Consider the following 25,986-nt stretch of genomic DNA (forward strand, 5'->3'; position numbering starts at 1 on the left):
AATAAGCATCTCACAAAAAACAGGCTGGAATTTTCAGCCTGTTTTTTTACATCTTTTTCGTTGTTTTGCCCTGCAATATATCTTAAAATGTGTAGAAAACAACATGCTTTATTGAGGAGAAACCATTATGTCCCTATTCAAGCGCGCTCAGATCTCCAGAGAGCTATCAGGACAGCTGTACTTTGTGTTTATTTCACTGATGGGCTGTATAACCTTTATGATCGTACATCAAGGAGAATTTTTAAATTACGCTCCTTCGCAGTGGGTATGGGTTTATGCCATGTTAGGCGCCGCGCTGATATTGAATTATTTCACCTTCCAGCTCCCTCCTGAAGGCAACTTGCAATCAATGGATTCCTCCGTTTATTTGGCGTGCATATTTATTTATGGCGCTCCGTTCGCCCTCTCTGTCATCCTGTTTAATACAATCGCAATCGCTCTCTATGACAGGAAGGTGCCGTTCTGGAAGCATTTTGTTAACTTCTGCATATACACCCTTATGATCGTCGGCTCCTCTTTGGTGTTCAAAGCCGCCGGAGGGCAAACAGGGCCTATTCTCAACAATCATTTCGGCGCTTATCTGGCAGCCCTTCTCATCTATTTCATCATTAATGTGCTTCTGCTCGGATTCTATTATTATTTACTGTACAGAGGCTCTCTATATGATATTCTCAAATCCTTTATCAAGGATACGCTGCTGGTCTACTTGAGCACACTGATCCTTTCCCTGGTTCTATCCGTTCTGATCGTACATAACGGCGTTTTCGGGCTCACGCTGTTCATCGGGCTCAGCGTCATGCTCTCGTATTCCTTCAAGCAGCTGTTCCTGATGTACAACGAGGTTCAGGAGAAGGCCATCAAGGACCAGCGGACAGGATTGTATAACCACAGCTATTTCGAGAGCCTGCTCGAAGACGAGATCAAAAAAGCGAAGGCCAGTCAATCTCCTTTGTCTTTGGCGATGATCGATATTGATGATTTCAAGAAATACAATGATCAGTTCGGACATTTGAAGGGCGACATGCTGCTCGGCTTTCTCGGAAATTATCTGAAGGTTGAGGCCCAGGCGGCCGGAGTTGTGGCGTCCCGGTTCGGCGGCGAGGAGTTTACGCTGCTTATGCCAGGGTATGACGAAAGCAAAGCCGAGGTATTCATCAACAGGCTCCGCAAAAAATTGAATGATTCGTATTTCGACGGCGTGGAAATCTTCCCGTCCGGCTGCCTCTCCTTTTCCTCCGGGATCGCTCCATACCGGATGGATATCCACGATAAATCGCAGCTGGTCGAGCAGGCCGATCAGGCACTGTATTACGCCAAAAAACAGGGCAAGAACAATGTCCATGTGTACGGAAGCGGCGAGAAGAAGGAATTCGAGATCGACTTTGCGGAGGATGCGCGGGATATCGAGCAGCAGTTGAAGCTGTTTCTTTACAAGGATGTGGATACGTTCAAGCACTCGAAACGGGTATTCCGCTACGCGATGGATATGAGCGAGGTGCTTGGCCTCGACAGTGTCGAGCGCCGCAATTTCGTGCTTGGAGCGCTCATCCACGATATCGGTAAACTCGAAATTCCATGGGGAATCCTCAATAAACGGGACAAGCTTACGGCAAGTGAATGGGAAACCGTGAAACGGCATGTCAGCTGGGGCAAGCGCATCGCCGAAACGAACGAGAAATTCAAGGAGCTCGTTCCGTATATCGAACTGCATCACGAACGGTATGACGGCGGCGGTTACCCGCACGGATTCAAGGGAAGCCAAATTCCGAAGCTGTGCCGGATGCTTACCATTATCGATTCCTTCGATGCGATGACAACGGAACGGCCCTATCAAAAAACCAAAACGTTCGAGGAGGGTATTGACGAACTCCGCCGCTGCGCCGGGACGCAATTCGACCCCGAGCTTGTTGAAGTGTTCATCCTGTATATCGTGGACAAGATCGCAGGGCAGCAGCAGCCCGCTGCAGGTCTGGAAACCAATTAACATGATAGCGGACAGGCGACTCTTTAGCCTGATTCTCCCTGATTGGATGTTTGATATGCCTTTAAAAAAGGTAAAAGGTAGTATCCCAACAAATAATGAGGTGAGTTTCATGGCTGATCGCAAAAAGGAGCTTCCCCTTGATCACGGTCCGGGCCATATGGACCATCCTGAGCAATATCCGACGGAAGAAGAGAGCTTGTTCGACAAGTTCGAAAGCGAGCGTCATGTCGACCCGATTCCGATGGAGGATGCTGCATTGGAGCGCCGGGAGGAGAAACGGCGGGACGGCACTTCCAAGGACCAATCCTCCAGTCCAGGCAAGTATCACAGCGGCTTTTAGGCCGGTAAACGAACCATCGTCTTCCCCCTCTCTCCCTTAACATGCGGGCTCCGTTCTGGCGGAGCCTTTTTATTTCCGTCTTTTTTCTTTAATATAGAGGAGGATAGATTATTGGCAAACGCCCTAGAGATTATAAAAGAGTGGAGTTGGACCTGTTGTTTTCCATCTGGACATTGAACCGCCTGCAGCGGAGGATGCTGCTGTCACTGATCGGAGCCGTTCTGGCCCTTTCATGCCTGCTGGTGATAGCCGGCGGCCATGAAGCCTCTCAAGGCGTTACGGCCGCCATCGAACAGAAATATATCGACAGTGCGGCCATGATCAGCGATCCGGGGCCTGCCCCCGAAGAGGCTTCGGGCGTCATGCCCGGCGTACCGCTTATGATGGCCGGACTGATCGGGCTGCTCGGAAGCATGGATGCGGCGTTAATCATTTATCAGCTTCTCCAGTGCATCTTCCATGCGTTCTCTGTCTATCTGGTGTTCGTGCTGTCACGGTATATGTTTAATCCGCGGATCGCTTTTCTGTGCTGCTTCATCTATGCCCTATTCTGGCCGGCTTACGGGGCCGTGCGGCTGATCCTGCCGGATACGACGATGCAGATGCTGATGCTGCTTCTCGTCTGCGCCGTCATCGGCGCGCTCGAGCTGAAGCAGGCCGGCTGGTACGCCGCTGCAGGGGCGCTCACAGCGATTATGGCGTGCTACAATCTTCAGGCGCTGCTGTATCCGCTCCTATTCATTCCGTTCTGGATCAAATACCGCAGCCCGGCAAGCATCATCGCCGGCGGAACCCTGCTCATTATGGCCGGTTATTTGCTGATCCTCTCGCCGTGGTGGCTTAACATCCCCCTCTTCAATCGGCTGGCGACCTACCTGCCGGGCCCGTGGAATCTAGCCTCCTTATGGCTGGACTCCAGATATATCGAGGGCAACCCGCTGGTGCATCTGTACCGGAGCATATTCGAAGGCCGGACCTCCAAATATGCCGCTGCACTCGGCAACGAAGAGGCACGCAGAGTCGTGCAGTCCGCCCTCGACGCCGTCCGGCTGGTGCTTCTCTACGCCGGGGTAAGCGGCGTGATCTGGTCGGTATGGAAATACCGGCTGAAGCGGCAGCTTCCCGTGCTGCTTACGCTCCTGTATTTCATTACGGCGGAGTGGCTCGTCCCAAGCCTCGACGGCACCGGCTTCCCTTATGCGGTATTCCTGCTGCTGTATGTCGGGTTTCTGGCGGACAAAGCCATTATATACGCGCATAAGACCCGCCTGCTGCGGTCGTAGAACAGAACGTCGTGAGACGGATGGTCCGCCGGCTCGTCCCGCCCGCCATCCGGCAGGCAAGGACCTATATATTTCATACTCAGCCTGAAAGCACGGATAATGATCGCCAAGTGCCTTCAGGCTTTTTTATGTCCGGGTACAATTGCCCTAACATTTTCTTCTAAAAAAGCAATTTTCTCGATAACCTTTTGTCGGCTCTAAACGTCTATAAAGGTAAAGACAATCAAGACGATCTGACGACTACCTATGAAGGAGGATGGTCTTTCATGAAAATACAACGAAAATCCATGATGCTCCTCGGCATTGCTGCTGCCTGCGTGCTTATCGTCAGCCTGATTCTTTACTTTGGCGATCGCTCGAATCCTGCAGGGCTGCGAGGACATGAAGCTGCGGAGAATGCTTCCGGACGACCGCTGGTTCAGATCGGCTCCTTGTACATTACGGAGGCTGATCTTGCCCGATATAAAGAACATATGCAGTTTACGTCAGAAACACCAGCTGATGACACCACGCTTGTGAAAGAGCTTGCCATCGACCAGCTGATGCTGCATTTGGCGGATGAACAAGGGCTGACTGCAACCCGTGAGGAAGGGATTCGTGAGGCTGAGCGGATGCGGAAGACATTACAGGAGCAGCCGGCCGAAGTGCAGGCGCAGCATGCAGCCTTTATCGACGAGCTGAAGGTCAGCGAGGAGGCATACTGGGAGGATTACGCCGCACCGTTTTATCAGGAGCAATTATCCAAAGCGAATTTGGTTAGCGCGCTGGTCGCCAAGCAGAAGGAGGACGGACGGGACGTGATCGCCACCGGCCATGCCCTTCGAAACAAGCTGCTGGAAGCCGCCTTGAAGGATGGTACGTTGAAAGTGCTGGATCCGGACATGCAGTGGTAACAGAGGGAGAACGCCTCCCTACTGCAACTCGTTTTCCGAAGCGAACTGCTCCAACCGCTGCTTCCTCTCCCGCTCTTCTCTCGCTTTGCGGTCCCGCTCCAATGCTTCCGCGATGTAATCGCGCGGCTTAAGCTTGCCATTCATATTCAGTAGTATAGCAATCATGACAAGCTGAAGGATGACGATAATAGCCAGCACAACATCACCCCCTAACGTTAAAGTATGGTTCACCCAAAGCTGCCTTTAATAAATAAAACACCTTGTTCCTACGGTTGGTTTGGAGCTTTGCCAGATTTCCGCGAATCCGGTAAACTGGATAGGCATGTTTTTTAACTCCGATTGCTGAATCGGACCCCAAATATCGGATGACGAAATGATTGGTGAAGCTTATGACAACCTCAACCGTTAGCATACCTTTTTATAAACGCCCGTTCGGCACGAACCGCTTGGATGTTCCCTTGGCAAAGCTGGCCACCTTGGAAAACAGCCGGGATCTGGTGGCCCACGATGCGCCGGACGCGGCTTTTTTTCGCGGATTGGAATCGCAGGGTCTATTCTTGAACCGCGCCCAGATCCAGGCCGTACGGCATACGCAGGGCCCGCTGCTTACCCTTGCCGGAGCAGGCTCCGGCAAGACGTCCGTGCTGGTCAGCCGCACCGGCTACCTGATCGCCTGCCGCAGGGCCGCCCCGGCCTCCATCCTGCTCGTTACGTTCTCATCCAAGGCCGCGGCCGAGATGAAGGAACGCATCATGGCGCTTCCCGGGCTGAGAGCCGGAGAAGCGGCCAAAGTGACGGCAAGAACATTCCACTCCTTCTTCCTGTATCTGCTCCGCACGCGAGGGTATCGCCAGGAAATTCTGGGAAACGCAAGGCATCAGCAATTCATCATCAAGCGCATACTCCGGGAAATGGGACTGCAGGACCGCTATGAGGCTGAAACGCTGCTCTCGCTATGGTCCGCTTACCGGATGAACATGACCGGGATGAATGAGCTGCCCGGCAGCACGCCGGCGGAAGTGGAGCAGCGCGAAATCTTCGCCCGCTACGAGGCGTGGAAGGAAGCGCACGACCAGATGGATTTTGACGATATCCTGGTGCTGTCGCATCGTCTGCTTACAACCGAGCCGGCATTGCTGGCCTCGCTGCAAAGGCGTTACCGGTATGTCATGGTCGATGAATTTCAAGACACCGGGCTGCTGCCGTATGAGCTTCTGAAGCTAATCGTCGCCCCGCACCGCAACCTCATGGTGGTCGGCGATGACGATCAGACGATCTACGGCTTCAATGGCGCCCGAAACGAGTTTATTCTTGAATTCGATCAGACCTACCCCGATGCGAAAATCATCACCCTGGATATCAATTACCGCTCCCTCTCCTCGATCGTCGGGCTCGGCAATGAAATCATCCGGGTCAACCAGCGGCGCCGTCCCAAGCAGCTGCGATCCACCCGCAAGAGCGGCAGCGTGCCGCTGTACTTGCGTCCCGGCGACCCTGACCAAGAAGCCGAGCTGCTGCTGAACCATATTACGGAAGAGATCCGGGAGCGCGGCAGGTCCTATCGGGATTATGCGATTTTATACCGGACCGCCAGCAATAGCAGAGCCATATTTGAACAGCTGGTGATGCGGGAAATTCCGTTCATTCATTATGAAAATGGCGAGCTGTTCTACGAGCAATGGGTCGTCAAGCCGGTGATGGACCATCTGCGCCTGTCGCTGGACCGCCGCAATTTTAACGCTATGGAGGGAATGCTCCATACCTTGTATGTGAACCGGGACAAAGGCATGGCCTTTATCCGGGAGAAGGATGCGCCCCGTCCCAAGAAGGGACCTCTTGCCCATCTGCTGAGCTATCCCGGCCTGAAAGACTTTCAGGTCGAGCAAATCCGGGAACGCTCCAAGCTGATTAAAGGGCTGCAGGCCATGGAGCCGGTATCGGCCATTCAAGAGATCCGGCGGCGCTTCTATGACAAGTTCCTGGAGGCGGATGAGCGGCAGGAGCTGACGCTGCATAAGGAGCTGATTCAGGAAGGGCTTGATGAGCTGGAGGCCTCAGCCAAGCGGTTCAAAGAGGTTGCCGAGTTCGTCGGCTTCGTGGACCGTCTCATTGATATCCATCGGGAGATGGCGGCAATGAAGCGGGACGAGGAAGCGGATGCGATCCGGCTGATGACGATTCATAAATCGAAGGGGCTGGAATTCCCTTCGGTCTGCCTGATCGGGGCAAGCGAGGGCATTTTACCCCATTCCTCTTCGCTCCTCGCCGAGCATTTGGACGATCACCATCCGTTGTCGGACAAGGAAGATAAGGCACTGGATGCGCTGGAGGAGGAGCGCCGGCTGGCTTACGTGGCGATCACCAGAGCCCGGGATGAGCTCATCATAAGCTCACCGGCTTACTATCGCGGGCGTAAAACCGACGTGTCGCGCTTCTTCCGGGACGTCTTCCTTACGGAAGAGCAGCGCGAACAAGCACGCGGGAACGCTTCGGAAGCGGCCGAAGCCCGGAGAACCCGCGGAAATGGCTTTGAGACAGCCCGCAGGCCGGCATCTTCGGGACGGCCCGTGTCAACGCGGACGGCAGGCGGCGGCTCCGACAGAGCATCACGGGAGCATAAGCGGAAGCCGATTCCGGTAACAGTTTCCGGTACGGTTAACCCGGAGCGACGGGAGCCCCAGCCGCCCGTTGAAATGGAAACCGTCAACGTATGGCTGTGCACGGGAGCGGGCTGCAAGGGCTGGCAGCGGATCCAGCCTGCCGGGCAAGCTCCTGTCCGCGGCTCCCGGGGTTCTGAGGGCAAGGCATGCCCGCTATGCCAAGCGCCGATGAAGCAGGGCCGTAAAGAGGTGCCTGTCCCGAAGCGTGTGCGAAGGTCGTAATTGCAAGGCTTCCCGGTGAATCGAACCATGGAGGCCGTAAGGGCCATGCCTACAACATCCGAAAATTTCGACACCATTCGATGTTTCCTTATATAATAACGAAAGATTCAAAAGAGCCTCCTCTCTCGCATGCTGGGATCCGAGAGAGGAGGCTCTTTGGTCTGATTATCCGGCATTTTTCGTCCCGGTGACGCTTTAGGTCGTTCCGTAAGTGTCGTGCATTTCCGCCCCGGCGAGCTTTAGGTCATTCGCAAGCGCCGTACATTATCGCTTGATCCTGCTTACGCACGGGGAGATGACGTGGAATCGCGCTCAATCAGCGTCGTAGGCAGCAGCAGCTCCATATACGGGGCCTCCGGCTGCTCCATCCGCCAGAACAGCTGCCGGATCGCTGTCTGACCGAATAGCGCCAGATCGACGGCCATCGTAGTCGTTTTCGGCGTTGCGAGCCTGGACAGCTGCCCGTTATCGAAGCTGACGATGGATATATCCGTCGGAACCTGATAACCCATATTCTGAACGGTCGAATTCACGATGAAGCCGAGACCGTCGTTGACGCAAAACCAAGCGGTCGGCTGTTCCCCCATCGCCCCGATCCGCTTCTCCAAGAACTCCGGGTCCTCCAGCGCGTCCGAAACGACCCACTCCGGATTCACGGTCAGCCCAAGCTCATGGTGGGCAAGATGGAAGCCCTCGAGCCGCTCGTAATAACTCGGCGAAAAGGAGGTGTTTCCGATAAAGCCCATTCGGGAATGCCCCAGCTCAGACAGGTACTTCACGGCCCGGTAAGCGCTAAAGCGGTTGTTCGTCAAAATGGCGTCCGCGTGCACGTCGGGATGATGATGATCGATCAGCACCGTAGGAATGCCGGTGTCTACCAGCTTATTCATATAGTCGGTGCTCAAGTGGGAGAGGATGAGAATGCCGTCGACTTCCCGTTGTTCAATGAAGGCCGGCAGCGCCTCTTCGTCCATCATTTGCTTGGATATCGATTGAATCTGCAAGCTTTTGCCCCTCTTCTGCACTTCCTTCTCGATCGTCAAGTAGATTTCCCCGAAGAAACCTCTCATGGAAAAGGCAAAGTCCGTCGCAACAAGCGCAATGCTGCCGGTTCCTCCCGTCTGTTCCGCCTGACCTGCGCTCCGCTTCCGGCTCCCCGTATACACGTAACCCAGTTCATCCGCCGTCCGGAAGATCAGCCTGCGCGTTTCCTCGCTTACCCCCGCCTTGCCGGACAAGGCCTGGGAAACTGAATTTTTCGAGATATTCAACCGGTCTGCGATATCCTGCATCGTAATTTTTGGCTTCGTCAAGGATAACGTTCCTTTCTCTTATATGAAGAATAGTAGCATCGCATCGAAATATTGGATTCTCATCCTACTATACCGAAAACCGATAGAGATTTGAAAGATTCGCCCAATAACATTACAATTAATATTGTAACGTTACAATAAATCAATGTAAAGCAAAACCGTTCTACACCTTTCATCAATAAACGCCCGAAATTTGATAATTTTCACAACTATATCGTTGACAAACCGAGTTTGAATCCATAATAATGTGGATATAGCGCTTTCAGTCATGTTTTTAATCGAATTTAGTAACGTTACAAATCAATTTATTGTCATTCTCCCATTGGAAGTCATACGTAAATTAGGAGGACAGGTCAACATGAGGAAAAAGAGAATCGCCATGCTTCTTGCCATGACATTGGTAGGCGGCGCTGTGCTCACCGCTTGCGGAGGCGGCGGGAAAGCCGTTGACGGAACGACCACCGTAGAATTCTGGGCTGCCCCGAACCCGCCGCAGCAGGCCTTCTGGCAGGAGATGGCCAAGGAATACGAGAGCGTTAAGCCGGACGTGAAGATCAACGTCAGCCCGATCAAGGAATCGCCAAGCTCGGAAGCAAGCATCCAGGCAGCCATCGCAGGCGGCAATGCGCCGACGGTAGCCGAAAACATCAACCGCGGCTTCGCGGCCCAGCTGTCGAACAGCAAAGCGCTCATTCCTCTTGACGAGCTGCCCCAATTCCAAGAGATCGTCAGCTCCCGCAACATGAAGGGGACGATCAAGCCCTGGGTATTCGCCGACGGTCATCAGTACGTGCTGCCAATCTATTCCAATCCGATGCTGATCGGATGGCGCACCGACCTGCTCCGCGAAATCGGCTACAACGAGCCTCCCCGTACGTACGGCGAGATTTTGGATGCCACGAGCAAGCTGAAGGAGAAGCATCCCGATAAATTCATGTGGACGAAGGGCGCCGACCTGGCGGATCCGACCGCATGGAAGCGCTGGTTTGACTTCTTCCTGCTGTATAATGCAGCCTCGGACGGCAACAAGTTTGTCGAAGGAACCAGCCTGGTTGCGGATGACAAAGCCGGCGTCGAAGTGCTGAGCTTCGTCGATGAGCTTCGCCAAGCGGGCGGCATTTTGTCCCAGAACGCGACCGACCCGTTCGAGACCGGAGCCGGCGTCTTCACCGATATCGGCCCTTGGACCTTCGATATGTGGAAGACGAAGTATCCGGAGCTTAAGTACGGCGAGAATTATGAATTGACGCTGCCTCCTGTTCCGGACGGCATGGACCCTGCGGATGCGAAGACTTATGCGGACGCCAAGGGCCTCGTCATCTTTCGGGGAGCACCGGAAGCATCCCGGCAGGCGGCAGCCGAGTTCCTGAAATGGGTGTATTCCAAGGAAGAGCATGACGTCAAATGGTTCGAGCAGACCAATCTGCCGCCCGCACGCGATGATTTGACGGAGCTGGAAGGCTTCAAGCAGATTCTCGCGGAGAAGCCGGAGCTTGCTCCTTACGCCGAAGCGGTGTCCAAGGGCGTGCCGGCGATGGACAATCCGAAGTTCAACGAGATTCAGACGCTCATCGGTCAAGAGGCGTTCAATAAAATCATCCGAGGTGAAATCGATCCGCAAACCGGCTGGGACAACATGAAGAAAGCGATTGAAGGTGAGCTTCAATCATGATCGATAAGCGAAATGATAAATTGGGCTGGATATTCTCCAGCCCCTACCTTATTTTCGGACTGGTGTTCTTCCTGGGGCCGCTCGTTTGGTCCCTCTATCTGTCCTTCACGGATTGGGATCTCATCGCTCCCGAATACGATTATGTAGGCCTCGACAACTTCCTGAAAGCCATGGCAACGCCGGGGGTTCAGGCTGCCTTCTGGGTCACCTACAAATTCATGATCATCTTCGTTCCTTTGGTCACGGCCATGTCGCTGGCCGTCGCCGTCGTCATCCAAGGCTTGCCCCGGTTCAAAAGCGTATACCTGATCGGGTTCTTCCTGCCGTATCTGTCCTCGGGGGTCGTCGCATCACTGATCGTGCAGGGCTTCCTGTCCTATAACAGTCCGGTCAACGAATTTCTGAGAGGGACGTTCGGCATCCAGATCGACTGGCTCGGCTCTCCTCTCTCGGCGCTGTTTATCGTCGGTTTGATTTTGGCTTGGAAATTTACGGGCTACTATGCGCTGATCCTGACGTCGGGGCTGGAAAGCATCGATCAGGAAATCTATGAAGCTGCGGCGATTGACGGGGTGTCGGACAGACAGCGGTTCTGGAAAATCACGCTGCCGCTCCTGTACCCTGCGCTGTATACGACGCTTATTCTCTCGTTCGGCGTTACCTTCGGCATCTTCACCGAGGTGTACCAGCTAACGGGCGGCGGTCCGAACTTCGCGACGAACACCTGGCAGATGGAAATTTTCAATCAAGCCTTTACGAATCTGCAAGCGGGATATGCTTCGGCGATCGCCATTCTGGCATCCCTGGTAACCTTCATCTCCATCTTCGCAATTCGCAAAGTGCTGGAAATGTGGGGGAAACGCAATGGTTGGGTCTAATAAAAATAACAAGCGGCGTCTTTCGGTCCGTTATGTCTTGGCAACCCTGCTGCTCCTGGTCATGGTCTATCCGTATCTGTACATGGTGCTCAATTCATTCGCTGATTGGTTACAGGTGGACCGCCAGCTGCTTCCGAGCCAATACTCGCTTCAATCCTATGAATGGCTGCTGACCGGGGGCGAGGTCGGCATTGCCAGACCGTGGACGAACGCATTCCTGAACAGCGTGATCGTGTCCGTCGCCTCCACCTTCTTGATGATGCTCTTCGGGATCATGGTGGCTTATGCCCTGTCCAAGATGAAGTTCCGAGGCCGGGACACCGTCAACAACTTCGTGCTCTTTCATATGTTCTTCCCAGCCATCATCCTGCTGATCCCCAACTTCCTGATTATTCAGAAGCTGGGGCTGTACGACACGTATTGGGCGATGATCATACCGAAGGCGGTCAGCCTCTGGGCCATCTTCATGTACACGAATTTCTTCAAGGCGATCCCGGATGCGTTCATCGAGGCGGCCAAGCTGGACGGCGCTTCAGACTTCAAAATTTTGTATAAAATCATGGTACCGATGTCCAAGTCCATTACCGCGGTCATCTTCCTGTTCCTGCTGATGGAACGGTGGACGGAGCTGCTCTGGGATATGATTGTTGCGCGCAGCGACAACATGCTGACGCTGAACGTGCTCCTGTCCCAGATGTTCGGTCCGTACGGCAGCTATCCCGGACCGCTGTATGCGGCATCCGTGCTGCTGACCGTGCCGATCATCATCCTGTTCATCATTTTCGGCAAGAAGTTCAAGGAAGGCATGCAGTTCAGCCTGAAATAAGGCCACTTGCTGCGGCCAAAACCCATCATTACGTTTACTGTCCAAGGAGGCATACTGCATTGACTATGAACCGTTCAACTATAAAAACATGCGAGATCCTGCTGCGCGAATACCAGGATAAGCCGAAAGGCGTCAATAACCCGGTGAAGCTGTCCTTCACCGGCGTCGGCGGCAAGGATGTGTATAACATTACGGCGCCGTTCACGCTGGGCGGGAAGACCATCCTCGCCGGCCGGGTGGAATCCCGGGACAGCGAGTGTTCGGAAATCCGCTTCTTTACCGAGCGCCCGGACAGCAGCTGGGCGCCTCTAAGCGGCGCTCCCGTCTTTATGCTGCAGGATCCGTTCTTCACCTTCATTCAAGGGGAGCTGATCCTCGGCGGCGTCGAAGTCTTCCCGCATCCCCTCAAGGCGGATGCGCCGCTGTGGCGGACGGTATTGTACAAGGGAAAAACGCTCCATGAGCTGACTCCGTTCTTCACCGGCCCCGACGCCATGAAGGATCTGCGCATCGCCGAGCTGCCCGGCGGGGAGATCGCGGTCTTTACCCGGCCGCAAGGAGCGAAAGGCGGCCGGGGCAAAATCGGGTACGCCGTCGCCTCCTCGCTGCGCGACCTGACCGTAGAGCTGGTCAACGAGGCCCCGCTGCTCGCGGACCAGTTCATCGACGCGGAATGGGGCGGTGCCAACGAGCTGCACCTGCTCAAGAACGGGCGGATCGGCGTACTCGGACACGTCGCCTGCTTCGATGACGCCGGAGACCGGCACTATTACCCGATGGTGTTCGCGCTCGACCCGGCTACGGGTGAGCATTCCGACATGGCCCTAATCGCAGTCCGGGCCGATTTCCTGCCGGGCGAAGCCAAACGTCCCGATCTCGCCGATGTCGTGTTTAGCGGCGGGCTCATGCGCAAGCCGGACGGAACGGCGGACCTCTACGCGGGAATCAGCGATGCCGAGGCGCAGCGAATCAGCATGCCCGATCCTTTCCTGCGATTTGAGTCCTGATGCCGTTGCTTTTTGACTGATGCTCGATTCCCGAAACAGCTGTTTTCGGATCGCTACCCGAACTTGGACATGATTCATCTTCTTAATTATAAATCTGCTTAATGATTGGGGTTGCAGCTATGAATATATATCGTTATGAGGAGAACCCTCTGATCACGCCGGCCGACGTAAAGCCGTACCACGAGGGCTTCGAGGTGATTGGCGCCTTCAATGCAGGCGTTGCCGAATACAACGGTGAAGTGCTGCTGCTGCTGCGCATTGCGGAGCGTCCGGTGAGCAGCGACCCTCGCATCGTGAAGGCTCCCGTATACAACACCCGAACCCGGGAGCTCGACATTCTGGAATTCCGCACAGACGATGAACGCTATGATTTCTCCGATCCCCGGGTCATCCGCAACGTCCATCAAAGCGCATCGTTCGAGTATTTGACCTCTCTGTCTTATATTCGGCTGGCGCGCAGCAAGGACGGCCACCGCTTTACGATCGAGGATCAGCCGCTCGTGTATCCGGCCCAATGCCTTGAGACGTTCGGCATCGAGGACCCGCGGGTAACCCAGATCGAGGACACTTACTATATCTACTTCTCCGCCGTCTCCCCCGTCGGGATCGGGGAATCGATGGTGTCCACCAAGGACTTTGTCACCTTCACCCATCACGGCATGATTTTCGGGCCGGACAACAAGGACGTGCTGATCTTCCCGGAGAAAATCGGCGGCAAATACTATGCGCTTCATCGGCCGACCACCAAAAGCACCGGCAATCCGGAAATGTGGATCGCCGAATCCGACAATCTTGTGTATTGGGGCAACCACAAGCATCTTGCCGGACTCCGCGAAGGCATGTGGGACAGCGGCCGCATCGGCGGCGGGGCCGTTCCCATCCGTACGGAGAAGGGCTGGCTGGAGCTCTACCACGGCGCTACCAAGGAGCACCGCTATTGCATGGGCGCGCTGCTGCTGGATCTGAACGATCCGTCGAAAGTGATTGCCCGCTCGAGCCGCCCGATCATGGAGCCTGAAGCAGACTATGAGAAGAACGGATTTTTCGGCGACGTTGTGTTCTCCTGCGGTGCCCTTGTCGATGGTGACGTTGTAAAGATGTATTACGGCGTTGCCGATACGTCCATGGCTTGCGCCGAGCTGAGCCTTAGCGAGATTTTGGACAGCCTTGCCTATGAGTAATGCGCCGGCTCACCTATGAGTAACGCGCCGGATGACTGATGCGCATGAAGCCGAGACCCACTGAAGCAGGCTCGGCTATTTTTTTTACGGGATAAACCCTCTCCATAGAACCGGCAGATTCATCCCAAAAAATAGCTATGGAAGCGCATTCGAATTGCGTTACAATAGAAGGCAAATGAATTCCATTTTGACGCTCCAGGTGCGCATGTGAACCCTTTCCCTGAAATGCTCCCTGGAACCCTAAGGAGGAATCGACGGCATGATTCAAGGCATTGCCCATATGGCTTTCGATGTGGCCGACATGGAGAAATCCCTGCACTTCTACTGCGGCATTCTCGGATTCACCCGCGCGTTCGATATTCCGGACGATCAGGGCCGGCCATGGATTGAGTACATTAAGGTCAGGGACGGACAATTCATCGAATTGTTCTACGGCGGCCGGAACAAGCCGGAGCGCGTGCAGCAGCCGATCGGCTTCTCGCATCTCTGCCTGGAGGTGCGGGATATCCATGAAATCGCCGAGCATCTCCGCAAGCATGGCGTCCCTCTCGACGTGGAGCCTGTGCAGGGCAAGGATCACAACTGGCAGTGCTGGGCCAAGGATCCTGACGGGAACCGGATCGAATTCATGCAGCTGGATCCGAAATCGCCTCAGATGAACTGCTAATGAATTTTTTTACAAAAGAGAACTCATTCCATGAGCCGGCATAGTGACGTACCGTCCTAGCGGTTGGCATAAACATCCGGAATCATCGACTCAATTAGAGCTCTTCCGCGGGAGTACGTTCCCTGCTGAACAGCTCTTTTTTTCTCCGCATAAATCCGGCTGTTCCCCTCCCTCCTAACCTCTTGCCAACTTCTGTTAATCCGGCTACAATAGAACCACCGTATTATTCAAATTTGAATAATATGAATCGATTTGCATATAAAAAAAGGAGCATACATATCATGAATGCACAGCAAAGCAACATCAAACTCGTTGTGGCCGGGCTGCTGCTCGGGATCTTCATGTCCGCAATCGATAATACGATTGTCGCCACGGCGTTATCCACCATCATTCGCGATCTGCAAGGATTCGATCAAGTGGTGTGGGTAACCTCGGTGTATATGGTTGCCGTCATGGCCGGTACGCCGATCTTCGGCAAGCTGTCCGACATGTATGGACGCAAGCGGTTCTTCATTTTCGGGCTTGTCGTCTTCCTTATCGGATCCGCCTTATGCGGAATGGCCGGAAGCATGACCCAGCTCATTATTTACCGGGCCATTCAGGGCATCGGGGGCGGCGCCCTCATGCCGATCGCCTTTACGATCGTGTTCGACCTGTTCCCGCCGGAGAAACGGGGGAAAATGACGGGTCTGCTCGGCGCCGTCTTCGGGACCTCGAGCATCATGGGGCCGCTTCTTGGCGCCTTCATCACCGACAGCATCGGCTGGGAATGGATTTTCTATGTCAACGTTCCGATCGGGATCGTATCCTTCATCTTCATTATGACGGCATACAAGGAATCCCCTGGGCACACCAAGCAGAAGATCGACTGGACGGGAGCGGCTACGCTCGTCGGTGCCATCATCTGCCTTATGTTCGGCCTCGAGCTCGGCGGCCAGACCTATCCTTGGGGCTCCCCGCAAATTCTGGGACTGTTCGCAGGCTTCCTCGTCCTATTCATCGTGTTTCTGTTTGCGGAGACCCGAGCAGCCGAGCCGATTATCTCGTTCAAGATGTTCCGCAAGCGTCTGTTCGCTTCAAGCAATCTCGTCGCCCTGTTCTATGGCGCAACCTTCATCGTGGCGACCATCTACATTCCGATCTTTGTCAGCGGCGTATACGGCGGCAGCGCCACCAATTCCGGGCTGATCCTGATGCCGATGATGCTTGGCAGCGTAGTCGGGAGCCAGCTGGGCGGCATGCTGACGACCCGTGCCGCATTCCGGAACATTATGATTCTGTCCGCGGTATGCTTTATCGCCGGGATCTTCTGCCTCAGCACCATCGGCCCGGATACCCCGCGTTATTTGCTGACGGTTTATATGGTATTGACGGGCTTTGGCGTCGGATTCTCCTTCTCCGTGCTCAGTATGGCCTCCATCCATAACTTTGACGCACGGCAGCGGGGCGCCGCCACGTCTACGAACTCCTTCCTCCGCTCCTTCGGAATGACGGTAGGGATTACGATATTCGGCATCATTCAGCGTAACGGCCTGAATAATCGTCTTGCCGATCTGGGCGGAAACGCCCCTGCCGGCGCCGACCTGAGCGCCGATGCCATTCTGTCGCCTGAGGTAATGAACCAGATGCCTCCTCAGGTGCGGGAGCAGATCATCGGCTCGCTGGCGGATTCCGTTGCAAGGACCTTTATGTGGGCCTTGGTGCCGGCCGTCCTCGCTCTTGTCTTCGTGCTCATGATGGGCAAAGAGCGGGTCATCGTACCTGGCAAGAAGGCCAAGAATGCGTAAGAGGGCATAAGCCTATGTCGATGAAGCTGGCCATTCTCGGACTGCTGCTGGAGGGCAACTACCACCCTTACGAAATCCGCAGCATCATGAAGGACCGCGGCATGGACCAATACACCAAGCTCCAATTGGGCTCCCTATACTATGCCGTGGACCGGCTGGCCGAGGAGGGCTATATCGAAGCGGTAGAAACGATTCAGAGCGACAACCGGCCGGACAAAACCATTTACCGGATCACGAATGCCGGCCGCAAGCATTTTGAGCAGCTGCTGCTGAAGAAGTTCAGGGATATAGAGCCGGTGCATCACCCGCTCTATATCGCGCTCCCCTTCTCCCGACATGCGGATCCCGAAACCCTCGGCCCGATCCTTCAGGCCCGGATTCGGGATGCCGAGCATCGGGTCAATCAGGCGTATCAGTTGTATGTGGAGCACCGCGGCTTCGTTCCCCGAAGCACCCAGCATCTGATGGTCGGAATGTATGAGCACGCGAAGACTGATCTCAACTGGCTGAAACGGCTATATGCGGATGTGATCGATGGACGGCTCGGCATAAAGGGAGATCCGCTGCCGATTGACGAGGATGAACCATGATCGGACATTGAACGTATGTTAAAAATGACAAAGAGCGAGACGCCCCTGCCGGGCGGTCTCGCTCTTTTTTGTTTATTTTCAAATTTAGAACAGGAACTCGTCCGGATTGGAGCCAAAGCGCTTGTTCTCGTTCAAGCCGTCGATAGCTGCCATATCCTCGGAAGACAGCTCGAAATCGAAGATGTTGGCATTTTCGCGGATACGATGCTCTTTGATTGACTTCGGTATGACGATCACGCCGTTCTGAATATCCCAGCGCAGAATGACCTGCGCCGTCGTCTTGCCGTATTTCTCGGCGATCTGCGCCAGCACCGGATGATCCAGATTACCCTGCATCAGCGGGCTCCAGGCTTCGAGCACGATGTTGTTCTCACGCGCATAGGCAAGCAGCTCCTTCTGGGAGAGCAGCGGATGCAGCTCGACCTGGTTCACGACCGGAACGACGCCCGTTTCCTCGATAATATGCTTCAGATGGCGGATTTGGAAGTTGCTCACACCGATAGAGCGGACAAGCCCCTCTTTTTGCAGGTGAATAAGTGCCTTCCATGTCTCCAGATACTTATCTCTACCCGGCCAGTGAACCAGGTACAAATCCACGACTTCCAGACCCAGCTTCTTGCGGCTCGTTTCGAAAGCCTGCAGCGTCTTCTCGTAGCCCTGATCGTCGTTCCACACCTTGGTTGTAATGAACAGCTCGTCCCGAGAAACTCCGGATTCGCGAATGGCTTGTCCTACACCCTCTTCATTGCCGTAGATCGCAGCTGTATCGATCATGCGGTATCCGGCGGCAATGGCGGATTTTACGGACTGAATAACCTCTTCGCCTTCTTTGGTCTTCCATACGCCGAGGCCCAGCCAAGGCATCTTGACGCCGTCATTCAAAGTAGGTCCATCGGTAAAAACTTGATTGGCCATTCTGAAATCCCTCCTGATTATGTAATGTCATGCGGTTAGCGGCCGCTTCCTCCAGTATATCAAATTCCAAGTATCCCGCTCAACGTTAGTCGTTACCCGCCTCGGCCTAAGTGATTTCTAAACTTGCTTTAAACGGGATTTAAACTTGGACATGTACAATAGAGACAGCTAAGAACACAGGGAGGAATGCCGGATGGAAAAAATAACGCTGGTCATCGCGCTTGCTGCCCTTGCGGTTGCCGCGATCCTTTTTATAGGCAACATCTGGAACAACGGAATTGCATCCGCCTTTTCCATGAATGCCCGCGCCAAAAAATACGCCGTAGCGTCATTATGCATCTACGCCGTTTCCATCAGCTGCTTCGTGCTTCTCAGGAATATCTGACTTGGATAGGTCCTGGAGCTGAACGCGAAAAGGGCTGATCTCAAGGCAAATAGAAAAAATGCCCCAAAGACCAGCCCCCGCTTTTGGATGAACACGCTGCCCGAACCCGTCAGTCAATATTTACGCATGAAGATGCCGAATGTCAGCAGGCCGCAAGCAACCATGAACAGATACGGACCTGCTGCAGCGCCCCGGATCGTTTCCCCTAAGAATTCGATCGTCCTGGACGACACGTACATGATGGTGAACAGCACGGCCAGCAGCGCGAAGCTGTATGCGATAATCTTGTTCATCCGCTTTTCTCGTACTACCTTCACGAACGGATAAATATAGCACACGATAAAAAACACCCCGCCCTGAAGAAACCCGTTCTCCGCGTCGATACCGATATCCAGCCAGTTGAAAAAGAAAGAGGCCAGCGCGAGGCAGGTGGCGATAAAAATGATTTTGCCGCCCAAATCCCATTCCATAAACCGAAGCTTCATTCACTACACTCCCCTAGCCCGTGTCCATCGCCGCAAAGGGGCGGATGAACCGTGGACTTCAACAAAGTCAGGGATAATTATACCGGATTTTGACCGGGGACGGTAGAGAAACTACACGTCCTTAGAGCTGTTCAGCCAAACGGTCTTGTCGGCTGCCGGCTGCCGCTTGCCTTGCTTCGGCTCCATATCCGGATATCCGATGTACAGGAAGCCGAGCATTTTCCCATTCGGGCTCAAGCCGAATGCTTCATTCATCAGGGCGTGGAAGCACGGCTCTCCCGTTCTCCATACAGCACCCAGACCAAGACCATGAATCTCAAGGAGCATGTTCTGAATGGCGGCGAATACCGCGCCGTACTCCTCAACCTCAATCACTTTAGGATCCGTTGAGGGCTCGACAGCAACCCCGATCACGACCGGGGCACGGTATGCCTTCGTGCGTCCCGACTCACGGGCGGCGGCGATCCCTTCTTCGCTGGTGTCGCCTGCACCTGCAGCTTGAATGTCGCCAAGAGCGTTACCGAGAATATCCCGGCCCTCGCCCTGCATCACAAAAAATCGCCAAGGCTCCGTCATTTTATGGTTCGGCGCCCAGGTGCCCGCCTCAATAATTCGTTCCAGCAGCTCCTGCGGCACGGCGTCAGGCTTTACTTTGCCGATACTGCGGCGCGTGCGGATCGCTTCACTTACGTTCATATCCTGTATCCTCCTAAGCATATTATCGATATTAGGCCTTCCTATGCGGCCGCATAAGTAAGCAGATTCATTTCTCTTCAGAATCGGCTTACGCCGACTCCTAGTTCAGATTTTGCAAAATTCGATTTCAGCCGCTTCCGGGTACATTATATAGACGAACTAAACCATTTCGTTCTATATATTGCTAATTGAAAGTCGCTCTTTGGATTTTTGCAATATCCTCAATTGAGAGTCTATCTCAATTATACCAAAAAGAGAAGAGGCTCACGAATTGCCTGGGACGCTCCCGAGACGCATCCGGGTCAGGGCCGGAATGCGCAGGTAAAACGAGGATAAATTGACCGTCTGATAATTAATAGAGTGAATTCAACCTTAGCAGGGGGCAGCTCCCCCTTCATTTCTGTCATATATTCCTGATATCTTCGGTTTTGCATGAAAATTACCAGGTTAATTCTCTCGATTTTCATCTAGTAATTCATGCCATTATCTGGGATAATGAGCATTAATATATACTAGAATTGGAGGATGATTTATGACTGCAAAGAGACGGATGACCCCTGAGGATCTGTACCGGATGAGCTGGGTGAACGACCCGGTCGTATCTCCTGCCAGCGGCGCTATTGCCTATGTACATAAGACCGTTAATGAGAAAAAGGATGGCTACCGCACCCATATCCGGCTGTTTCCAACCGGCGCGGATCGGGACATTCCGTTCACCGCGGGCGAAACGGATGGCGCCCCGGCTTGGTCGCCGGACGGTCAACAGCTTGCTTTTCTGCGGAAAAAGGATGACAAGCCTCAAGTATGGACGATGCCGGCAAGCGGCGGCGAAGCTCGCCCCGTTACCGATTTGAAATATGGCGTCAGCGCCTTTAAGTGGTCGCCGGACAGCAAGATGCTGCTCGTGCGAAGCGAAGTGGCGGATGCCGCGCAAGAGAGCGGAGAAGAAGAATCGCAGGAGCAAGGCGGGAAGGATAAGCTGCCGGAAGAGAAAATCTACAACCGTATCCGATATAAAGCCGATGGCGCGGGATTGTGGAACGGACGCCGGTCTCATCTGCACCTCGTGGATCTTGCGGCCGAAGAAACCAAGCAGCTTACGGATGGCGAGTTCGATGTGCAGTCCTTTGCCTGGTCGCCGGACGGCACACGTATCGCTTATAGTGTCAGCACCGCTTCCGAGGCTTTTCCCGATCCGGACTTCCGACTGACGAACGATGTATTCGTAGCCGAGGCATCCGGCTCCAACGCCCGCCAAATTACGGATGGGTCGCTATCCATCGGAACGATCGCTTTCACGCCGGACGGCCGTCACATTCTCCTGCTCGCCAGCGATCTGTCCTGCGGATTCGCCACCCTCTCCAAGATTCATCTGGTTCCGCTAGCGGGTGGAGAATCCCGTATGCTCTTCCCGGACATGGATATCCAGCTGGGCCATGCGGCAGTCAGCGATATGCGTGCCGGCGCCGGCACGCCGCCGCTGTTCAGCAGAGACGGCCAATCGGTATATCTCCAGCTCAGCCAGGACGGCGGCGTGCACATCGGCCGTTTTGCACTGGACGGCTCCTCCTACGAGCTGGTCGTATCCGGGGAACGCGAGGTTTATCAATTCGCCCTGACTCCGGAAGAGAACATCGTATTCGCCGCAGCCGATTCCCTGCAGCCGGGCGATTTGTTCCTCTACTCGTCAGACAACGGCAGGGAGAAGCAGCTTACGGAGTGCAACAAGGAGCTGTGGGATGAGCTTGACCTCAGCAAGCCGGAGGTATTCACGTTCCGCACCTCCGACGGTTGGTCGATCCAAGGCTGGATCATGAAGCCGGTTGATTTCCAGGAAGGCTCGAAGGTTCCGGCGGTGCTTGAGATTCACGGGGGACCGCAGGCGATGTACGCGCACACGTTCATGCATGAGTTCCAGCTGCTGGCTGCTGCCGGTTATGCGGTATTCTACACCAATCCCCGCGGCGGTCATGGATACGGTCAGGTTCACGTCAACACCGTCCGGGGAGACTATGGCGGCCGCGACTACCAGGACCTCATGGAAGCCGTGGATTATGTCCTGAATACCTATGATTACGTGGACGGCTCCCGTCTCGGCGTAACCGGCGGCAGCTACGGCGGCTTCATGACCAACTGGATCGTCGGCCATACCGACCGGTTCCAGGCGGCGGTCACGCAGCGCTCGATCTCGAACTGGATCTCCTTCTACGGCGTCAGCGATATCGGGTATACGTTCACGCATGACCAGATCTGGGGCAACCCGTGGGACGATCTGGAGAAGCTGTGGAAGCATTCCCCGCTCGCCTACGTGAAGAACGTGAATACCCCGCTCTTGATTCTGCATGGGGAGCAGGATCTTCGCTGTCCGATCGAGCAGGGCGAGCAGCTGTTTATCGCCTTGAAGAAGCTCGGCAGAAAGACACAGCTCATCCGCTTCCCTGGCGCTGACCATAATCTGTCCCGGAGCGGCCATCCGCATCTGCGGGTAAGACGTTTGAGCCACATCGTTCGCTGGTTTGAGGAGCATATCGAGCGTTAAGATCGATATCATCGGCTGCTTCGCCCCTAACTTCACTATGCCCCTTGCAATGTTCATTGGAATGCATCGCTTGCCAATGAACATTGCAGGGGCGTTTTTTTGTGTTCAAACAAAAAAAGTCCGCCAGGGATGCCCTGGCGGCAAGTGTATAAAATGGTGGAAGGAACTTCATAAGTTCAGTAGGATGACCGAGCCAACAGACAACAACGCGTTTACACTTCAGGCGTACCGTACGTTTCGAACCAGCCCTTGATCGTATTGAAATCGTCGGTAAAGGACAGGGAGAGCAGCAGCAGGATCCGTGCTTGCTGCGGGCTTAGGTTGTCGCCCGAAATAATGCCTTCTCCCCCGCCGTAGACGCTTCCCGAACCGGTGCGGGTGGTCGTTACGAACACAACGCCTTTCTCAATCGCCTCCTTTCGTGCGGCGCTCATCTCACGGGAGATGCCGCCGGCTCCGGTGCCTGCCGTGACGATGCCCTTCGCGCCGTCGGCGACAAAGCCCTTAATCGCGCCGCCCCCAGCTTGCTGGTAAGAGACCGCGATCTCCACCTTGGCGAGATCGGCTTTCGAAATTTTGCTCAGATCGAACACCGGCTTGCCCTCGCCGTCCGCCTTCGTTGTCCGAAGCGGTGCGCGGTAAATGCGGATATTCTCCTCATCAATGTAGCCGACGGCCCCGAGCATCGGCGTCTCGAACGTGTCCGTACGATAGTCGTTGGTTTTCGTGACGCCACGGGCCAGATGTATCGTGTCGTTCAGCATCAGCACCGTCCCGAACGAGGCGGTGCGTCCGCTGCCCGCCAGCTTGATGGCATTGTACAGGTTGGCCTGGGCATCGGAACCGATCACCGTCCACGGCCTCATCGCTCCTGTAATGACGACCGGCTTGTCGCTCTGCACGGTCAGATCAAGGAAATACGCGATTTCCTCCATCGTGTCCGTCCCGGTGGTTACCACCACGCTGTCATACGTCTCAAGCGCTTTGTCCACCGTCAGGGACAGGTCGTATAAGTCTTCCATCGTATAGGCGCTGGAGCCGGAGTTGCCGAACTGGAGCGCCGTTACATCGGCAACTTTATCCTTGTTCGGCAGCTCGCCGACCATATCCTCAATCGCCAGCGTTCCTGCTCTGTAGGACTGGAAGCTGGTCGCATCCGTCGACTGCCCGGCAATCGTGCCGCCTGTTCCGATGACGAGCACATTCGGACGCGTCGACTGTTTAGAAGCCTCGGACAACGGCGGAACCGTCGTATTCCGTCCCGGCGCCGCAGCTGTCGATGCAGATGCAGGCGTACTAACCGTCCCTTTGACCTCCGTTACCGTCTGGGCATATGCCGCATAGCTGCCGACCGGGGTTAACGAAATGACTAGTGCGGTTAAAGCTGCCGTGCTCCAGACGGCTATAGGGTGATTGGTTCTGGACTTCATGATCGCACGCTCCTCTGATGTCATATTTCCTAACTCAATACTATGTATTTATTGAGTTCATTCTATTTTATGTTAATTAATATCACAAACAATAAATTCCTTCAATTAAGCGATTACATCTAGTTAATTCATGGTTTATTTCCGATATATCGGCTTTTATCTTTAAATTTCGATTTGCGGACACCATATCTGTAACTACGTAATCTTACTTTATATGTGATTATAAATAACATAAATGACGTATGTTATTTTCACAACATAAAAAAGCCCGCCACTAGGCGAGCCGCTTTTATATGCTTGTTTGAATTTTCAAATTTTGTACATTGTACATCACTCGTTCTGTTGGTCCCGTATCTTATTCACCTGAACCCCCGCCGCCCATTGTCCCGTCAGATCAATCTCAATCTCTCCCGGCAGGCTCCTCAACGGCTCCGTCTTCCGTTACCCGATACTCCATAATCTCCCCATCCGCCATATAGTACAGCGAGGCAGACTGCACGGTCCCGTCCTCCCCGAATGTCACAAAGAGCTGTTCCTTCATGCTGCCGTTCGACAAGCCTTGGACATCGACCGATACGGCCTTCTCCGGGTACCGGTAGCCCTCCTTGGCGAAGTCGTACTGCCATGTTGCGGTGCCGCCGGCTTTGCCCGTCGTCTTAGGCTCCCCAAGCCGCGCCCGGATGTCGTCCATCGTCTTGCCGACGAACGGAACATCCTTTAACGAAGCGTCGGGAGTGCTCGCAGCCAGCACCAAGCTGAAATTTCTCATCTCTTTATTCTCCTTCTCCTGCCTGTTTTTCCCCGGCATTCGTCGTAATGTGGAACTCCTTCATCATATTGTGGAAACGCGCCCCGTAGCCTTCGGCCGCTTCAAGGAAATACTGCTGCTTCACCACAAAGCTTCCGCCCTGTCCGTTATCGAAAATATAGTAGCGCACGATCGGATCATTCCATTCCTTGCCGCCCGTCCCGCCTACCGCCCGGACTTCGAAGCCGTTAACCGGCTCCTGAATGGCTTCCGCCTCTACCTTCGGCTGATCCGACAGCTCGGCTTCCAGCCGTTCGGATACCGCCTTCGGTGCTTCTTGGTCCTGCGAGATCTCCATGTACACTTCCGGATAGCGGTCATCCTCCGGCTTATGAACCGGCTCGATCCGATCCACGCCTTCGCCTTGAATCATCTTGAACCGGCTTTCGTCAATATAGATGACATAATCGGCGCTCTCATGCAGGGAATCCACGCTCGTCTCCGGCGACCCTTCCAGCTCCTGCTCCACCGTCTTCTGGGGAGCGAACCACTCTTTCACCTGGTCGATAAATGCTTGCACCGGCGGCGTCTGAACGCTTAATGCCAGCACAATCACCGCCGCAGCGGCCGTTCCGACCATCCAGCCGGCCGTCTTTCTTCCCGAACGGCGCGCCTTCGTCTTCCGCGGGGCGAACGGCACCGCGGCCGGCTCCGAAGACTGCGATGCGCGCTCGCTGTCAATCCGCTTCTTAATCGACGCCCATATTTCATCCTGCTGCTTCATCGCGTCCTCCGTCCCTTTTTCCAGGCCGTCCTTCAACTCTTTCTCCCATGGCTCACGTCCCATGCTGACTCCCTCCTTGTCTCTGCAGCATCCATTCCTTCAGCTTCTTCCGCGCCTTGAACAATCTTGATTTCACCGTATTAACGTTCAGCTCCATCATGTCCGCGATATCCTTCTCCGCCAGATCATTCAAGTATTTCAGCACGATGGGGATCCGATGCTCGTCATCCAGCCGCTGCACCATCTCATAAACATCGCCGTGGCGGTCAAATTCGTAAGTGTCCGTCTCAGGTGGAAGGTCCGTCTCCTCCGAAATTTCCGAAGGTACCATCCTCGCATGCTTCTTCAAATAACGGTTGCATTCGTTATAGAGAATCCGGTGAAACCAAGGGTCAAACGGTCTGCTCAGATCATACATCCCCAAATTGCGGTATACCCGGATAAAGGTCTCCTGGACGACATCCGCGGCGCTCGCCGCGCTGCCGGTGATCGCCGTTGCCGTTCGGATCGCCCGATCCGCATACAGCCGGTATAGCTGTTCGAACAGCTCGTCACTATATTCCTGTTGTAATCGTTGTATCAGGTCGTGTACCAACCGCGCCTGCCTCCTTTCCAATTGGCCAATCACTTAAGATACCCCGGCATGGCTGCGAAAAGTTTTCGATTTATTATTTTTTTCTCATGACAAAAAAAGGATACCA

The 25,986-nt window shown here is 54.5% G+C and carries 24 protein-coding genes; 15 read left to right on the forward strand and 9 right to left on the reverse strand.

Annotation, left to right across the window (positions count from 1 at the left end):
- The first annotated feature begins 127 nt into the window (after positions 1–127).
- The 4 genes from NST44_RS02620 to NST44_RS02635 all read left to right on the forward strand — a co-directional run bounded on the left by NST44_RS02620 (position 128) and on the right by NST44_RS02635 (position 4,500).
- On the forward strand, positions 128–1,984 hold the full coding sequence (locus tag NST44_RS02620; protein WP_007130539.1) for a bifunctional diguanylate cyclase/phosphohydrolase: 1,857 nt from the start codon (positions 128–130) through the stop codon (positions 1,982–1,984).
- 109 nt (positions 1,985–2,093) lie between these two features.
- Positions 2,094–2,324, forward strand: coding sequence for a hypothetical protein (locus tag NST44_RS02625; protein ID WP_007130540.1), 231 nt, complete (start codon positions 2,094–2,096; stop codon positions 2,322–2,324).
- A gap of 155 nt (positions 2,325–2,479) precedes the next feature.
- Positions 2,480–3,607: an ArnT family glycosyltransferase gene (locus tag NST44_RS02630; RefSeq protein WP_007130541.1), complete on the forward strand. Its 1,128-nt coding sequence runs from the start codon at positions 2,480–2,482 to the stop codon at positions 3,605–3,607.
- A gap of 266 nt (positions 3,608–3,873) precedes the next feature.
- Positions 3,874–4,500, forward strand: a complete 627-nt coding sequence (locus tag NST44_RS02635) for a hypothetical protein (RefSeq protein ID WP_007130542.1) — start codon at positions 3,874–3,876, stop codon at positions 4,498–4,500.
- 18 nt (positions 4,501–4,518) lie between these two features.
- On the opposite strand, the gene NST44_RS02640 is transcribed toward NST44_RS02635, so the two are convergent.
- Positions 4,519–4,698: a hypothetical protein gene (locus NST44_RS02640; protein ID WP_007130543.1), complete on the reverse strand. Its 180-nt coding sequence runs from the start codon at positions 4,696–4,698 to the stop codon at positions 4,519–4,521.
- A gap of 191 nt (positions 4,699–4,889) precedes the next feature.
- Between NST44_RS02640 and NST44_RS02645 the strand changes: the two genes are divergently transcribed.
- Positions 4,890–7,382, forward strand: a complete 2,493-nt coding sequence (locus NST44_RS02645) for a UvrD-helicase domain-containing protein (protein ID WP_340897689.1) — start codon at positions 4,890–4,892, stop codon at positions 7,380–7,382.
- Positions 7,383–7,663: 281 nt separating this feature from the next.
- On the opposite strand, the gene NST44_RS02650 is transcribed toward NST44_RS02645, so the two are convergent.
- On the reverse strand, positions 7,664–8,695 hold the full coding sequence (locus tag NST44_RS02650; RefSeq protein WP_340897691.1) for a LacI family DNA-binding transcriptional regulator: 1,032 nt from the start codon (positions 8,693–8,695) through the stop codon (positions 7,664–7,666).
- Between the two features lie 358 nt (positions 8,696–9,053).
- Between NST44_RS02650 and NST44_RS02655 the strand changes: the two genes are divergently transcribed.
- The 8 genes from NST44_RS02655 (at position 9,054) to NST44_RS02690 (ending at position 17,303) form a co-directional block, all read left to right on the forward strand.
- On the forward strand, positions 9,054–10,367 hold the full coding sequence (locus NST44_RS02655; RefSeq protein WP_340897693.1) for an ABC transporter substrate-binding protein: 1,314 nt from the start codon (positions 9,054–9,056) through the stop codon (positions 10,365–10,367).
- Complete coding sequence (locus NST44_RS02660) at positions 10,367–11,245, forward strand: carbohydrate ABC transporter permease (protein WP_028404728.1); 879 nt, start codon at positions 10,367–10,369, stop codon at positions 11,243–11,245. Before NST44_RS02655 ends, NST44_RS02660 begins: the two co-directional genes overlap by 1 nt.
- Complete coding sequence (locus NST44_RS02665) at positions 11,232–12,071, forward strand: carbohydrate ABC transporter permease (RefSeq protein ID WP_340897695.1); 840 nt, start codon at positions 11,232–11,234, stop codon at positions 12,069–12,071. The genes NST44_RS02660 and NST44_RS02665 overlap by 14 nt, the downstream gene beginning before the upstream one ends.
- Before the next feature lie 59 nt (positions 12,072–12,130).
- A complete protein-coding gene (locus NST44_RS02670) occupies positions 12,131–13,078 on the forward strand; it encodes an MTP-1 family protein (protein ID WP_340897697.1) in 948 nt (315 codons plus the stop codon).
- A 119-nt stretch (positions 13,079–13,197) separates the two neighbouring features.
- Complete coding sequence (locus tag NST44_RS02675) at positions 13,198–14,259, forward strand: BtaManbiosPhlase (protein ID WP_028404726.1); 1,062 nt, start codon at positions 13,198–13,200, stop codon at positions 14,257–14,259.
- A gap of 259 nt (positions 14,260–14,518) precedes the next feature.
- Complete coding sequence (locus NST44_RS02680) at positions 14,519–14,926, forward strand: VOC family protein (protein WP_028404725.1); 408 nt, start codon at positions 14,519–14,521, stop codon at positions 14,924–14,926.
- Positions 14,927–15,207: 281 nt separating this feature from the next.
- Positions 15,208–16,713 (forward strand): MDR family MFS transporter, encoded by a 1,506-nt coding sequence (locus NST44_RS02685; protein WP_007130552.1) that lies wholly within the window; start codon positions 15,208–15,210, stop codon positions 16,711–16,713.
- A 14-nt stretch (positions 16,714–16,727) separates the two neighbouring features.
- Positions 16,728–17,303, forward strand: coding sequence for a PadR family transcriptional regulator (locus NST44_RS02690; protein WP_340897700.1), 576 nt, complete (start codon positions 16,728–16,730; stop codon positions 17,301–17,303).
- Between the two features lie 84 nt (positions 17,304–17,387).
- On the opposite strand, the gene NST44_RS02695 is transcribed toward NST44_RS02690, so the two are convergent.
- Positions 17,388–18,218, reverse strand: coding sequence for an aldo/keto reductase (locus NST44_RS02695; protein ID WP_007130554.1), 831 nt, complete (start codon positions 18,216–18,218; stop codon positions 17,388–17,390).
- 193 nt (positions 18,219–18,411) lie between these two features.
- On the opposite strand from NST44_RS02695, the gene NST44_RS02700 reads away from it, so the two are divergent.
- The gene (locus NST44_RS02700; RefSeq protein ID WP_028404723.1) at positions 18,412–18,603 is read left to right on the forward strand and encodes a hypothetical protein; all 192 of its coding nucleotides are present in this window, start codon (positions 18,412–18,414) and stop codon (positions 18,601–18,603) included.
- 113 nt (positions 18,604–18,716) lie between these two features.
- On the opposite strand, the gene NST44_RS02705 is transcribed toward NST44_RS02700, so the two are convergent.
- Positions 18,717–19,088: a hypothetical protein gene (locus tag NST44_RS02705; RefSeq protein ID WP_007130556.1), complete on the reverse strand. Its 372-nt coding sequence runs from the start codon at positions 19,086–19,088 to the stop codon at positions 18,717–18,719.
- 111 nt (positions 19,089–19,199) lie between these two features.
- Positions 19,200–19,784 (reverse strand): nitroreductase family protein, encoded by a 585-nt coding sequence (locus tag NST44_RS02710; protein WP_007130557.1) that lies wholly within the window; start codon positions 19,782–19,784, stop codon positions 19,200–19,202.
- A 532-nt stretch (positions 19,785–20,316) separates the two neighbouring features.
- Between NST44_RS02710 and NST44_RS02715 the strand changes: the two genes are divergently transcribed.
- A complete protein-coding gene (locus NST44_RS02715) occupies positions 20,317–22,323 on the forward strand; it encodes a S9 family peptidase (protein WP_340897703.1) in 2,007 nt (668 codons plus the stop codon).
- Positions 22,324–22,535: 212 nt separating this feature from the next.
- Here NST44_RS02715 and NST44_RS02720 read toward each other — a convergent pair whose 3' ends face one another.
- From NST44_RS02720 to NST44_RS02735, 4 genes are all read right to left on the reverse strand, one after another.
- Positions 22,536–23,753 carry an asparaginase gene (locus tag NST44_RS02720; RefSeq protein ID WP_340897705.1) on the reverse strand — a complete coding sequence of 406 codons (1,218 nt, stop codon included), beginning with the start codon at positions 23,751–23,753 and terminating at the stop codon, positions 22,536–22,538.
- 400 nt (positions 23,754–24,153) lie between these two features.
- Complete coding sequence (locus NST44_RS02725) at positions 24,154–24,522, reverse strand: hypothetical protein (RefSeq protein ID WP_340897708.1); 369 nt, start codon at positions 24,520–24,522, stop codon at positions 24,154–24,156.
- A 4-nt stretch (positions 24,523–24,526) separates the two neighbouring features.
- Positions 24,527–25,348, reverse strand: a complete 822-nt coding sequence (locus NST44_RS02730) for a hypothetical protein (protein ID WP_340897710.1) — start codon at positions 25,346–25,348, stop codon at positions 24,527–24,529.
- On the reverse strand, positions 25,338–25,880 hold the full coding sequence (locus NST44_RS02735; RefSeq protein WP_007130561.1) for an RNA polymerase sigma factor: 543 nt from the start codon (positions 25,878–25,880) through the stop codon (positions 25,338–25,340). Before NST44_RS02735 ends, NST44_RS02730 begins: the two co-directional genes overlap by 11 nt.
- Positions 25,881–25,986 lie beyond the last annotated feature (106 nt).

The organism is Paenibacillus sp. FSL W8-0919, from assembly GCF_038003785.1.
GTDB classification, from domain to species: domain Bacteria; phylum Bacillota; class Bacilli; order Paenibacillales; family Paenibacillaceae; genus Paenibacillus_AQ; species Paenibacillus_AQ lactis.

Excerpts from the sequence above, each read along its gene's own strand:
- NST44_RS02620 (WP_007130539.1), top strand. The coding sequence starts at position 128 with ATGTCCCTATTCAAGCGCGCTCAGATCTCCAGAGAGCTATCAGGACAG.
- NST44_RS02625 (WP_007130540.1), top strand. The coding sequence starts at position 2,094 with ATGGCTGATCGCAAAAAGGAGCTTCCCCTTGATCACGGTCCGGGCCAT.
- NST44_RS02635 (WP_007130542.1), top strand. The coding sequence starts at position 3,874 with ATGAAAATACAACGAAAATCCATGATGCTCCTCGGCATTGCTGCTGCC.
- NST44_RS02645 (WP_340897689.1), top strand. The coding sequence starts at position 4,890 with ATGACAACCTCAACCGTTAGCATACCTTTTTATAAACGCCCGTTCGGC.
- NST44_RS02655 (WP_340897693.1), top strand. The coding sequence starts at position 9,054 with ATGAGGAAAAAGAGAATCGCCATGCTTCTTGCCATGACATTGGTAGGC.
- NST44_RS02665 (WP_340897695.1), top strand. The coding sequence starts at position 11,232 with ATGGTTGGGTCTAATAAAAATAACAAGCGGCGTCTTTCGGTCCGTTAT.
- NST44_RS02675 (WP_028404726.1), top strand. The coding sequence starts at position 13,198 with ATGAATATATATCGTTATGAGGAGAACCCTCTGATCACGCCGGCCGAC.
- NST44_RS02680 (WP_028404725.1), top strand. The coding sequence starts at position 14,519 with ATGATTCAAGGCATTGCCCATATGGCTTTCGATGTGGCCGACATGGAG.
- NST44_RS02685 (WP_007130552.1), top strand. The coding sequence starts at position 15,208 with ATGAATGCACAGCAAAGCAACATCAAACTCGTTGTGGCCGGGCTGCTG.
- NST44_RS02690 (WP_340897700.1), top strand. The coding sequence starts at position 16,728 with ATGTCGATGAAGCTGGCCATTCTCGGACTGCTGCTGGAGGGCAACTAC.
- NST44_RS02695 (WP_007130554.1), bottom strand. The coding sequence starts at position 18,218 with ATGGCCAATCAAGTTTTTACCGATGGACCTACTTTGAATGACGGCGTC.
- NST44_RS02700 (WP_028404723.1), top strand. The coding sequence starts at position 18,412 with ATGGAAAAAATAACGCTGGTCATCGCGCTTGCTGCCCTTGCGGTTGCC.
- NST44_RS02705 (WP_007130556.1), bottom strand. The coding sequence starts at position 19,088 with ATGAAGCTTCGGTTTATGGAATGGGATTTGGGCGGCAAAATCATTTTT.
- NST44_RS02710 (WP_007130557.1), bottom strand. The coding sequence starts at position 19,784 with ATGAACGTAAGTGAAGCGATCCGCACGCGCCGCAGTATCGGCAAAGTA.
- NST44_RS02715 (WP_340897703.1), top strand. The coding sequence starts at position 20,317 with ATGACTGCAAAGAGACGGATGACCCCTGAGGATCTGTACCGGATGAGC.
- NST44_RS02720 (WP_340897705.1), bottom strand. The coding sequence starts at position 23,753 with ATGAAGTCCAGAACCAATCACCCTATAGCCGTCTGGAGCACGGCAGCT.
- NST44_RS02725 (WP_340897708.1), bottom strand. The coding sequence starts at position 24,522 with ATGAGAAATTTCAGCTTGGTGCTGGCTGCGAGCACTCCCGACGCTTCG.
- NST44_RS02730 (WP_340897710.1), bottom strand. The coding sequence starts at position 25,348 with ATGGGACGTGAGCCATGGGAGAAAGAGTTGAAGGACGGCCTGGAAAAA.